This is a genomic window from Pseudomonas sp. LSJ-87, assembly GCF_032971465.1.
Taxonomy (GTDB): domain Bacteria; phylum Pseudomonadota; class Gammaproteobacteria; order Pseudomonadales; family Pseudomonadaceae; genus Aquipseudomonas; species Aquipseudomonas putida_Z.
Genome location: NZ_JAWJYQ010000033.1, coordinates 47,655 through 59,628, shown reverse-complemented (window position 1 = coordinate 59,628; position 11,974 = coordinate 47,655). Strand labels below are relative to the sequence as shown.

Here is an 11,974-nt window from a genome sequence, read left to right as displayed (position 1 = left end):
AGCCAGCTCCCACAGGAACACCACAGGCCTCAAGCCCTGTGCATTACCTGTGGGAGCCGGCTTGCCGGAGATAGGGCCCTTTCAGCCAACCTCAACCTGGGATTTTCAGGCCCTGTTGCACGGCCGGCCGCTCGAGGAACGCCGCCAGCACCCGCTGCACTTCCTTGAACTGATCGAAGCCAACCAGGTCTCGGGCGTTGTAACGCTCAACCAGGTTACGCACCCACGGGAAGATCGCGATGTCGGCAATACTGTACTCGTCGACCATCCATTCCCGGCCTTGCAGATGCCGGTCCAGAACACCGAGCAGGCGCTTGGACTCGTTGACATAACGATCACGCGGGCGCTTGTCCTCGTATTCCTTGCCAGCAAAGAAATGGAAGAACCCGACCTGGCCAAACATCGGCCCGATGCCACCCATCTGGAACATCAGCCACTGCAAGGTCTGGTAACGCTGGGCCGGGTCCTGGCTGAGCAACTGGCCGCTCTTCTCCGCCAGGTACTGCAGGATCGCTCCCGACTCGAACAGCGGCAGCGGCTGGCCACCCGGGCCATTGGGGTCGAGGATGGCGGGGATCTTGTTGTTGGCGCTGAGCGAGATGAACTCGGGGCTCAGCTGGTCATCGTTGTCGAAGCTGACCTTGTGCGGCTCATAGGCCAGGCCGATCTCTTCGAGCATGATCGACACCTTGACGCCGTTGGGCGTCGGCAGCGAATACAGCTGCAGGCGCTCGGGGTGTCTGGCGGGCCACTTGCGGGTAATGGGGAAAGCACTGAGATCGGTCATGATCAACCTTGCCTGGGGAATGAACCTCTCACTCTAGAGACATCCCCGGCCGCTGACCATCACCGACCACTCATCAGCACCGGCAGCTCAGGCCTGGCCGTGGGCCTTGAGCTTGAGCTTTTCGGTATCGACGCGAACGAACACCGAATCGGCAGTCACTGTCAGCACATCGTCGGCCCAGACTTCGCAAATCACCCGGGTCTTGCGCCCTACATCACCTTCCACACGCGCCTTGAGCAACAATTCGACACCCATGGGCGTGGGCTTGAGGTAGTTCAGGCCAAGGCTGCCAGTGACACAGTCGATGCGCGGCAGGCTGCCCGCTTCGCGACCTTCGTTGCGGTAGTGGTAAGCCATTGCCGTCCAGTTGGAGTGGCAGTCGACCAGCATCGCCAGCAGCCCGCCATAGACCAGGCCGGGCCAGCCGATGAAGGTGCTGTCGGGCGCGTGCCGGCACACCAGGTGGATGCCGTCGGCGTCCCAGTGGCTTTGCAGGTGCAGGCCGCTGGGGTGGGAGCAACCGCAGCCGTAGCAAGTGCCGTCGGGTGCGGCGAGGGCCTGGAGGGAAAGGGAGTGGTCGTTCATACGCTTCCTGTGCTTATTGATATGGGGGGCGCGCAACGCCCCCACATTAAAGCAGAAACATCAGGCCGTCTGGGCAACCGCCCTGGCGCGCCGCTGGGTCAGCGAAACCAGCAGGATAAACGCGGTCACCCCAGCGGTCATCAGCGTCTCGTAGCGGTAGGCATCGCTGAACAGCATGTAGCCCAGCACCATGACGATGGTGCCGATCACCAGCCAGGTCAGCCATGGGAACAGCCACATCTTCAGTTCCAGCGGCCGCCCTTCACGCTCGGCACGGGCCCGCATGCGCAGCTGCGACACGGCAATCACCAGGTACACCAGCAAGGCGATGGCGCCGGTGGTGGACAGCAGGAAGCCGAATACCTTGCCCGGGAACACATAGTTGACGAAGCACCCGGCAAAGCCGGCCAGGGTCGAGAAGATGACCGCCACGGTCGGTACGCCAGAGCCGGAAATACGCTTGGTAACGCTCAGCGCCTGGCCGCGGGCACCCAGCGAATAGAGCATGCGCGACGCGGTGTACAGGCCCGAGTTCATGCAGCTGGTCACGGCCACCAGCACCACGATATCCACCAGCAGCTTGGCGCCAGGCACGTTCAGCACTTCCAGCACGCGCTGGAACGAACCTACTGCTTTCAGGCCCGGGTCGTTCCACGCCACCAGCGATACCACCAGGAAAATCGACGCCAGGTAGAAGATGGCGATGCGGTACACCACCAGGTTGGTAGCGCGGCGGATCTTGTCTTTCGGGTTGGCGGTTTCGTCAGCGGCAATGGTGACGATTTCGGCACCGAAGAACGAGAAGATGGTGATCAGCACGCCACCGAGCACGGTGCCGAAACCGTTGGGCATGAAGCCGCCGTTGTCCCACAACCGGCTGACCCCGGACACCTCGGCCAGCGGCCAGACGCCAAACACCGCCAGGCTGCAGACCACGATGAAGGCGATGATCGCCACCACCTTGACCAGCGCGAACCAGTACTCGAAGGCACCGAAGTTCTTCACGCTGATCAGGTTGGTACCCGACAGCACCAGCATGATCAGGAAGGCGAACAGCCACGACGGCACGCCAGGGAAGTAGGCATGCAGGATGTCGGCGCCGGCAATGGCCTCGACCGGAATGATCAGTACCCAGAACCACCAGTACAGCCAGCCGATGGTAAAGCCCGCCCAAGGGCCGATGGCTTCGGAGGCATAGGTGGAAAACGAGCCGCTGTTGGGGTTGGCGATGGCCATTTCGCCCAGCATGCGCATCACCAGCAAGACCAGCAGCCCGGTCATGGCGTAGGAGATGAGGATGGCCGGGCCGGCGGTGGCAATGGCGTTGGAGGAGCCGATGAACAGGCCGGCGCCGATGATGCCGGCGATGGAGATCATGGATACCTGACGGGACGTCAGACCGTGCTGCAGGGAGCGCTGTTTGTTGTTGTGTAGCGAAGCCATGAAGAACCCTCGAATGGGTCGGCCGCAGCGGGGCGGCTGAAGACTGGAGCAGAATTCTTATAAATTTCTGATGTTCGTTGTTGTTGTTTTGCAGATGCCGGAAGCGGGTACTGACCTCCTCTTCACACGACCGGTTGTAATCGTTGATCCAGGTCAGTATTAATCTATAGGCCGGGGTCAACAAACGACCTTTTCGAAACACATGATTCCGCTATGGAATGAACTCCTTCCTTTTTTGCTCGGTATTTGCCCGTCATGTCCAAACGCCTGATGCCTTCGACCACCGCCCTTCAGTGCTTCGAAGCGGCCGCCCGCCACCTCAGCTTCACCCGCGCGGCCCAGGAACTGCACCTGACCCAGAGCGCCGTCAGCAAGCAGGTGGCGCAGCTCGAGGACATGCTGTCGCACTCGCTGTTCCAGCGTATTCGCCGGCGCCTGCACCTGACCCCGGCAGGCGCGCTGTACCTCACCGAAGTGAACAAGATCCTCACCCAGATCGACATTTCCAGCCGCTACATCCTCAGCTACGGCGACGAGACCGAAGTGCTGCGCATCGCCACCCAGCCCACCTTCGGCGCGCGCTGGCTGGTACCCCGGCTGAAGGGTTTTGGCGACCGCTACCCGCGCATTCACCTGGATATCCGCAATGAGCTGGAGCCGTTCGACCTGGTGCAGGCCAAGGCCGACATTGCGTTTTTCTTCGGCCAGGGCACCTGGCCCGGGGCAACCTGCATCGAGCTGTTCAGCGAGGAAGTGGTGCCGGTGTGCAGCCCGCAGCTGCTGGCCAACCACCGGTTCGACAGCGCCCAGGCGCTGACCGAACACCGCCTGCTGCAGTGCGTGTCGCGCCCGGAGGCCTGGCACGAATGGTTCCTGGGGCTGGGGCTGCATAGCCAGAACAGCTACCACGGGCCCCGCTTCGACACGTTCTACCTGTGCATCCGCGCAGCCATTGCCGGCTGCGGTATCGCCCTGATTCCGCGCTACCTGGTGGCCGAAGAGCTGAGCGAGGGCAAACTGGTGGTGGCCTGGGACCACCCGGTGGCGAGCAATGGCCGGCACTTCATCGCCCATGCCGAGCATGCGGCCGAAGTGCCCAAGGTCAGGGCCTTCGTGCAGTGGATTCGGGAGCGGGTGGCCGAGGGGGATTGATATCACCTGGGCGGGCCTCTTCGCGGGTAAACCCGCTCCCACAGGGATCGCACACCTTTCAAGCGTGGCGCCGTACCTGTGGGAGCGGGTTCACCCGCGAAGAGGCCAGTGCCAGCAATACAAAATCAGCCAAGATCAAGAATCCAGGGAATGACCGCAATCGAATAATTCGTTTGCGGAATAACCTGCCAACACGCTTGGATAATAAGAAATTCGAACAAAGGTCCGCGTGCCCATGAACCAGGAAAGTATCAGCCAATCCATTGCCATCGTTCACCCGATCACACTTTCCCATGGCCGTAATGCCGAAGTCTGGGACACTGACGGCAAACGTTACATCGACTTAGTCGGCGGTATCGGTGTACTCAACCTGGGCCACTGCAACCCGGCCGTGGTCGAGGCGATCCAGGCCCAGGCCGCTCGCCTGACCCACTACGCCTTCAACGCAGCCCCCCACGGCCCATACCTGGCGCTGATGGAACAACTGAGCCAATTCGTACCGGTCAGCTACCCATTGGCCGGCATGCTCACCAACAGCGGCGCGGAAGCTGCGGAAAACGCCCTGAAAGTGGCCCGTGGTGCCACCGGCAAACGCGCCATCATCGCCTTCGACGGCGGCTTCCACGGTCGCACCCTGGCCACCCTGAACCTCAACGGCAAGGTCGCCCCGTACAAGCAGCGGGTCGGTGAGCTGCCGGGGCCGGTGTACCACCTGCCCTACCCCAGCGCCGACACCGGGGTTACCTGCGAACAGGCCCTCAAGGCCATGGACCGCCTGTTCAGCGTCGAGCTGGCAGTGGAGGACGTCGCGGCGTTCATCTTCGAGCCGGTGCAGGGCGAAGGCGGCTTCCTCGCCCTTGACCCAGCCTTCGCCCAGGCCCTGCGCCGCTTCTGCGACGAGCGCGGCATCCTGATCATCATCGACGAGATCCAGTCGGGCTTCGGCCGCACCGGCCAGCGCTTCGCCTTCCCGCGTCTGGGCATCGAGCCCGACCTGCTGCTGCTGGCCAAGAGCATTGCCGGCGGCATGCCGCTGGGAGCGGTGGTCGGGCGCAAGGAGTTGATGGCAGCGCTGCCCAAGGGCGGCCTGGGTGGCACCTATTCAGGCAACCCGATCGCCTGCGCAGCGGCCCTGGCCAGCCTGGCGCAGATGACCGACGAGAACATCGCTACCTGGGGTGAGCGCCAGGAGCAGGCAATCGTGCGCCGTTTCGAGCATTGGAAGGCCTCGGGTCTGAGCCCGTTCATCGGCCGCCTGACCGGCGTCGGCGCCATGCGCGGGATCGAGTTCGTCAACGCCGACGGCAGCCCGGCACCGGCGCAACTGGCCAAGGTGATGGAAGCGGCGCGGGCCAAGGGCCTGTTGCTGATGCCCAGCGGCAAGGCGCGGCACATCATCCGCCTGCTGGCACCGCTGACCATCGAGGCCGAAGTGCTCGAGGAAGGCCTGGATATCCTCGAGCAGTGCCTGGCGGAGCTGGGCGCCTGAGAGGAACGGGGGCTTAAAGACCCAGTTCCTGCGGGGTGAGCATGTCGGACTCGAAGGCAATCCAGCCGCCTTCGAGTTCGGCGTGGCCGTTGACGATCGGGCCGTAGTAGGTCAGGCCGTTCTCCAGGGTCACGCAGATGTGCGTGGCGTTCTTTTCGGGGGCTGCGAGCGTACCGACGAAATGCACCTTCTTCAGCGTTTCGGTCACCGCTTCCAGGCCAACGCGCATGTTGGGGTTTTCCGAGGCCTCGGCGTCGCCGCCGCGGTCTTCGGCGCTGACGGTGATGGTGGCGATGTACGGGTACTTGGTGCTCAAGCGGGTTACCTCTGTGGGTGTGTAGGCGTATGGGCGCGTAGAGTACGGCAGGTGATCTCCATTGTCTCTACCGGCCTCTTCGCGGGCACGCCCGCTCCCACAGGTACTGCGCACGCCTTGGGCAATGTGCGGTCCCTGTGGGAGCGGGCGAGCCCGCGAAGAGGCCGGGCCTGCAAAAGGTGATCTGAAGGGCCCGATCTGTTAGGGTGCCCGCCGATGCACGCCACACCACACGAGGATCCCGAGTGAGCGCCGAAGAACCCCTGATCGCCGACCTGTTCGAGGTCGACAAACGCCTGTCCCTCAAGCCCGTGGTGGACTTCAACAGCTACCTGCGCAACGCCTTCGGCGAAGGCCCGTGCCGTTGCCATCGCTGCACCGAAGGTGGCGACCAAGGCACCTACAGCCACGCCCACACCTTCACCTTCGACGGCCGCCAATGGCACCGCCGCTTTGCCAGCACCTCCGGCAGCGACGTCGCCCAGGCCCTGAAAAAGGCCTGGCTTTCGTACACCAAGGCCGATCTCAACCTGATCGGCGCACTGGACCTGGCCACCCTCAAGACCTTCACCGAAGCCGCCCTGCACACGCGCCTGCTGGCCCTGCTGCCTGCCAGCGGCCTGGCCCGCGAAGTGGATGGCCAGTGGCTGCTGCAAGCCCAGGCCGACTGACGGCCCGGCGGTAAAGCAGGATTCTCCCGTTCTGCTACCGTGGGAGAATCCGCTCATCCGCAGGTAGTCCGCCATGGCCCGTACAACGCCCATCGAGCTGTACCGCAATATCGGTATCGTCGCCCACGTGGACGCCGGCAAGACCACGACCACCGAGCGGATCCTGTTCTACACCGGGGTCAACCACAAGATGGGCGAAGTGCACGATGGTGCCGCGACCATGGACTGGATGGCCCAGGAGCAGGAGCGCGGCATCACCATCACCTCGGCGGCGACCACTGCCTTCTGGCAGGGCTCGACCAAGCAGTTCGCCCACAAGTACCGCTTCAACATCATCGACACCCCGGGCCACGTCGACTTCACCATCGAGGTGGAGCGCTCGCTGCGCGTGCTCGATGGCGCGGTAGTGGTGTTCAGCGGCGCGGACGGGGTCGAACCGCAGTCCGAGACCGTATGGCGCCAAGCCAACAAGTACCACGTGCCGCGCCTGGCCTACATCAACAAGATGGACCGCCAGGGCGCCGACTTCCTGCGCGTGGTCAAGCAGATCGACCAGCGCCTGGGCCACCACCCGGTGCCGATCCAGCTGGCCATCGGCAGCGAAGAGAACTTCATCGGCCAGATCGACCTGGTGAAGATGAAGGCCATCTACTGGAACGATGCCGACCAGGGCACCAGCTACCGCGAAGAAGACATACCCGCCGAGCTGCAGGCACTGGCCGACGAATGGCGCGCGCACATGATCGAGGCCGCCGCCGAAGCCAATGACGAGCTCACCATGAAGTTTCTCGATGGCGAGGAACTGAGCATCGACGAGATCAAGGCCGCACTGCGCCAACGCACCATCGCCAATGAAATCGTGCCGACCATCCTCGGCTCGTCGTTCAAGAACAAGGGCGTGCCGCTGATGCTCGACGCAGTCATCGACTACCTGCCAGCCCCGTCGGAGATTCCGGCCATCAAGGGCACCGACCCGGATGACGAAGAAAAGCACCTGGAGCGACACGCCAACGACAGCGAGCCGTTCTCGGCCCTGGCATTCAAGATCGCCACCGACCCGTTCGTCGGCACCCTGACCTTCGCCCGGGTCTACTCCGGCGTGCTCAGCTCCGGCAACGCGGTACTCAACTCGGTAAAGGGCAAGAAGGAACGCATCGGCCGCATGGTGCAGATGCATGCCAACCAGCGGGCTGAAATCAAGGATGTGTGCGCCGGCGACATCGCCGCGCTGATCGGCATGAAGGACGTGACCACCGGCGACACCCTGTGCGACATGGACAAGCCGATCATCCTCGAACGCATGGACTTCCCCGACCCGGTAATTTCCGTGGCAGTGGAGCCCAAGACCAAGGCCGACCAGGAAAAAATGGGCATCGCCCTGGGCAAACTGGCCCAGGAAGACCCGTCATTCCGCGTGCGCACCGACGAGGAAACCGGCCAGACCATTATCTCGGGCATGGGCGAGTTGCACCTGGACATCATCGTCGACCGCATGCGCCGCGAGTTCAACGTCGAGGCCAACATCGGCAAGCCGCAGGTGGCCTACCGCGAGAAAATCCGCAACACCTGCGAGATCGAGGGCCGTTTCGTCCGCCAGTCCGGCGGCCGAGGTCAGTACGGCCACTGCTGGATCCGCTTCGCCCCCGGCGACGAGGGCAAGGAGGGCCTGGAGTTCATCAACGAGATCGTTGGCGGCGTGGTACCACGCGAATACATCCCGGCTATCCAGAAAGGCATCGAGGAGCAGATGAAGAACGGCGTGCTGGCCGGCTACCCGCTGATCAACCTGAAGGCGGCGGTGTTCGATGGCTCGTACCACGATGTCGACTCGAACGAAATGGCCTACAAGATCGCCGCCTCGATGGCCACCAAGCAGCTGTCGCAGAAAGGTGGGGCGGTGTTGCTGGAGCCGGTGATGAAGGTGGAAGTGGTGACCCCGGAGGAGTACCAGGGTGACATCCTCGGCGACCTGAGCCGGCGCCGCGGGATGATCCAGGACGGTGACGAAACGCCGGCCGGCAAGGTGATCCGTGCCGAGGTGCCGCTGGGCGAGATGTTCGGCTATGCCACCTCGATGCGCTCCATGACCCAGGGCCGGGCCAGCTTCTCGATGGAGTTCACCCGTTATGCCGAGGCACCGGCGAGCATTGCCGATGCCATCGTCAAGAAGAACCGCGGGGAGTGATTCGTTCGCCTGTGCTGGCCTCTTCGCGGCTAAAGCCGCTCCCACAGGGAATGCATAACCCCTGTAGGAGCGGCTTTAGCCGCGAAGAGGCCCGCACAGGCAACAACCTTTCTCAATGCTGCTCCCCAGCCCGCTTCAGCAGCTTCTTGCAGCGCTCGGACAGATGCACCACCCGCAACTGCTTGCCCGCCCTCGCATACCGCTCCCGCAAGGTCTTCAACGCGGCAATCGCCGAATAATCGACAAAGCTTAAATGCTGGCAATCCAGGGTCACCTTGGCCGGGTCGTTAGCCGGGTCGAACTGGTTCAGGAACACCGTAGTCGAGGCAAAGAACAGCGTGCCATGCACCTGGTAATGCTTGCCCTCCTCTGCATCCTCATGGCTGTCGGCATACAGCTCCCGTGCATGCTGCCAGGCAAAGTTCACCGCCGCGATGACGATGCCGAACAGCACTGCCACCGCCAGGTCGGTGAGCACCGTTACCACGGTCACGGCAATGATCGCCAGCACATCGCTCAGCGGCACCTTGTGCAGCACCCGCAACGACGCCCAGGCAAAGGTCTGCTGCGCCACCACGAACATCACCCCGACCAGCGCCGCCAGCGGAATACGCTCGATCAGCGGCGACAGGAATAGCACGAACAGCAAGACCATCACCCCGGCCACCACACCCGACAGCCGGCCACGGCCATTGGAGCTGAGGTTGATCACCGTCTGGCCGATCATCGCGCAACCACCCATGCCACCGCACAGGCCGGAAACCATGTTGGCCGCGCCCAGCGCCACGCACTCGCGGTCCGGGTAGCCGCGGCTCTCGGTGATTTCATCGGTCAGGTTGAGCGTGAGCAGGGTTTCCAGCAGGCCGACCATGGCCATCAGCACCGCGTAGGGGGCGATGATCTTCAGGGTATCGAGGTTCCACGGCACGTCCGGCAGGGCCAGCTGCGGCAGGCCACCGGCGATGCGCGCCATGTCGCCCAGGGTGCGTGTGGGCAGGCCGAGCAGGTACACCAGCAAACCAACGCCAAGGATCGCCACCAGCGCTGGCGGCACCGCACGGGTCAACTTCGGCAGCACGTAGACCACCGCCATGGTCAGCGCCACCAGGCCGATCATCAGGTACAGCGGCGTGCCGCCGAGCCAGTGCCCGCCCTCCTTGAAGTGCTCCAGCTGGGCCATGGCAATGACGATCGCCAGGCCGTTGACGAAGCCGAGCATCACCGGGTACGGCACCAACCGCACCAGCTTGCCCAGGCGCAGCAAGCCGAACAGGATCATCACCACGCCGCCCAGCAAAACCGTGGCCAGCAGGTACTGCGCACCGTGCTGCACCACCAGCGCAACGATCACCACCGCCATCGAGCCGGCGGCACCGGAAATCATCCCCGGCCGACCACCGAACAGCGCCGTCAGGGTGCAGATGATGAAGGCGCCATACAGGCCCATCAGCGGGTTGAGGTGAGCCACCAGGGCAAAGGCGATGCACTCGGGCACCAGGGCGAATGAGGTGGTCAGGCCGGCGAGCACGTCGGCGCGAAGTCGGGCGGGTTTCATGGGCATCCTGTGGTGCAGTCCGGATGGACGGATCGAAAACAAGCGGGCGCGATGTTACGGAATTTGTCTGGCAGCGGCCACCGTTCAGCGCACCCGCTCCCGGCTTTGCACGGCCAGGTCCAGAGCGCGCTGCATGTCCAGGCGCGCCGAACGCCCCAGGTCGGGGTGGTTCAGTTGGCCGCCACGCTCAGACGGCAGGATCGGCGCCGTCAGGTCCTCGGCGTCCATCGCTTCGAAATCCTGCTCTGCGCCCAGGGTCAAGGCGCTGCGCCGCAACAGCATGCGCACCTGTTCGGGGGTCAGCGCCGGGTTGATCGACAGCATCGTCGCCACGGTTGCGGTCACCAGCGGTGTTGCGTACGACGTGCCACAATGCGCAGCGCCCGCACCCGGGCGAATGCAGGCCGCCGCACTGACATCCACGCGCATGTCGATGTTGGAGCTATGACGCTTGCGCACATGGCCAGGGTGTTCGACCGCCACTGACCTGTCACTGCGCTGGTGCCCGCCCACCACCAGCAATTGTTCGGTGATGAACGACGATGGCAGGCGATATTCATCGGTACCCGACCAGGACGCACCATTACCCGCCGAGTTGACCACCACCACATCAGGGTGCTCGGCGCGCAGCCACAGGAAGAACTCCTCGAGCAGTTCCTCATAGCCACTCATGGCCAGCCCGGAACGCACCAGCGAATCGACTTCGTCACCTTTGACATCGCGCGCCCCTACCCGATGGATGCCCCAGCTCCAGTTCAACACCCGCACCCCATCCTCGACCAGGTTCACCGATGCAGCGATGTTGGCGGTGATACCGGCATCCGAGTTGCGCTCGACAATCACCTCGAAGCCAGGACTGTGCTTGCCCAGCCTTGGCAAAAAGCCTTCATCCGGGTTCGCCAGGATACCGGCCACATGGTTGCCGTGACTGCCTGGGCGGTCACCGTCGCGCGCATACAGGCACGTCTGCGCCTGCTCGCAGCGCCCTTGATAATGGCTGAAGCCTGGCGCGTCGAAGTCCACCTCTCGCTCGATCACCCCGACCCGCACCGGTTGCACCGGCAAGCTGGAAGCGGCAATTCGCCGCTGGTAGTAGTACAGCGCGTCCATGAAGCGGTTGGAGGCCCACTCATCCGCCTGATCGATGGCCAGGGCGTCACGCCCGCTGCCTTCCTCGCCACGCTCCGGGGCAGACTCCTCGACAATCACTGCATCCACGCTGACTTCACTGCCCATGCGCAGGATCATCGCGTCGCGCTGCACCAGGTCGCCCACCGGCAAGCGCAACTGGTAGACATTCAGCGGCGGTATGGCACCCACGACCTGGGCGCCGTACTTCCCGGCGATCCGTCGGGCTTCGCCGAGGCCATCATGTTTTTCCTCGATCAAAAGGCTTACCAGGTCCACATAGGTGGTGAGGCCATCCATGTTCTTCGCCACTTCATCAGGCCCGGCGGCCACAACATGGCTGCGCTGGCGGGTCAGCCAAACCGGGTTGCTGGTGCGCTCGCCGTCCTCCAGCCACAGCGGAGCACTGCGCAGGGCTTGTTCGGCCAATTTCAGCGTAAGCCGGTCACCTTGCCGCTCGAAATCGGCTGTCGGCAGCCGCACACCACCGAGCCAGACCGTCGGCAGCTGCGCCCCGAGCCCCTCGGCGCGCAGGCACCATTGCTGCTGGCCATCGCCAAACAGGTCGCCACAACGCTGCAACTGCTTGATGCGCAACGAATCAGCTGCAGCCTCGGCACAAAGGCTGCACAGGCACAACAACAAGATCAGAACACGCTTCAT

10 protein-coding genes are annotated in these 11,974 nt (G+C 63.7%); 4 read left to right on the top strand and 6 right to left on the bottom strand.

The window, feature by feature from the left end:
• Positions 1 to 91: 91 nt before the first annotated feature.
• The 3 genes from RYH74_RS19630 to RYH74_RS19620 all read right to left on the bottom strand — a co-directional run bounded on the left by RYH74_RS19630 (position 92) and on the right by RYH74_RS19620 (position 2,815).
• On the bottom strand, positions 92 to 787 hold the full coding sequence (locus RYH74_RS19630; RefSeq protein ID WP_317409951.1) for a glutathione S-transferase N-terminal domain-containing protein: 696 nt from the start codon (positions 785 to 787) through the stop codon (positions 92 to 94).
• Between the two features lie 87 nt (positions 788 to 874).
• Positions 875 to 1,372 carry a PaaI family thioesterase gene (locus RYH74_RS19625; RefSeq protein ID WP_196183560.1) on the bottom strand — a complete coding sequence of 166 codons (498 nt, stop codon included), beginning with the start codon at positions 1,370 to 1,372 and terminating at the stop codon, positions 875 to 877.
• A 60-nt stretch (positions 1,373 to 1,432) separates the two neighbouring features.
• Positions 1,433 to 2,815, bottom strand: a complete 1,383-nt coding sequence (locus tag RYH74_RS19620; protein WP_286100214.1) for an amino acid permease — start codon at positions 2,813 to 2,815, stop codon at positions 1,433 to 1,435.
• Positions 2,816 to 3,070: 255 nt separating this feature from the next.
• Here RYH74_RS19620 and gcvA point away from each other — a divergent pair, with 255 nt between their 5' ends.
• Both gcvA and RYH74_RS19610 read left to right on the top strand, forming a co-directional pair.
• Positions 3,071 to 3,967, top strand: coding sequence for a transcriptional regulator GcvA (gene gcvA, locus RYH74_RS19615; RefSeq protein ID WP_015271044.1), 897 nt, complete (start codon positions 3,071 to 3,073; stop codon positions 3,965 to 3,967).
• Between the two features lie 235 nt (positions 3,968 to 4,202).
• Positions 4,203 to 5,456, top strand: coding sequence for an aspartate aminotransferase family protein (locus RYH74_RS19610; protein WP_075045802.1), 1,254 nt, complete (start codon positions 4,203 to 4,205; stop codon positions 5,454 to 5,456).
• A 13-nt stretch (positions 5,457 to 5,469) separates the two neighbouring features.
• Here RYH74_RS19610 and RYH74_RS19605 read toward each other — a convergent pair whose 3' ends face one another.
• Complete coding sequence (locus RYH74_RS19605) at positions 5,470 to 5,772, bottom strand: hypothetical protein (RefSeq protein WP_013973376.1); 303 nt, start codon at positions 5,770 to 5,772, stop codon at positions 5,470 to 5,472.
• Positions 5,773 to 6,017: 245 nt separating this feature from the next.
• On the opposite strand from RYH74_RS19605, the gene RYH74_RS19600 reads away from it, so the two are divergent.
• Complete coding sequence (locus tag RYH74_RS19600) at positions 6,018 to 6,443, top strand: hypothetical protein (protein WP_039613107.1); 426 nt, start codon at positions 6,018 to 6,020, stop codon at positions 6,441 to 6,443.
• A 73-nt stretch (positions 6,444 to 6,516) separates the two neighbouring features.
• Positions 6,517 to 8,628 (top strand): elongation factor G, encoded by a 2,112-nt coding sequence (fusA, locus tag RYH74_RS19595; RefSeq protein ID WP_075045804.1) that lies wholly within the window; start codon positions 6,517 to 6,519, stop codon positions 8,626 to 8,628.
• A gap of 112 nt (positions 8,629 to 8,740) precedes the next feature.
• Here fusA and RYH74_RS19590 read toward each other — a convergent pair whose 3' ends face one another.
• Together RYH74_RS19590 and RYH74_RS19585 are read right to left on the bottom strand one after the other, a co-directional pair.
• Positions 8,741 to 10,183 carry a SulP family inorganic anion transporter gene (locus RYH74_RS19590; RefSeq protein WP_286100215.1) on the bottom strand — a complete coding sequence of 481 codons (1,443 nt, stop codon included), beginning with the start codon at positions 10,181 to 10,183 and terminating at the stop codon, positions 8,741 to 8,743.
• 84 nt (positions 10,184 to 10,267) lie between these two features.
• Positions 10,268 to 11,974: a S8/S53 family peptidase gene (locus RYH74_RS19585; RefSeq protein WP_317409950.1), complete on the bottom strand. Its 1,707-nt coding sequence runs from the start codon at positions 11,972 to 11,974 to the stop codon at positions 10,268 to 10,270.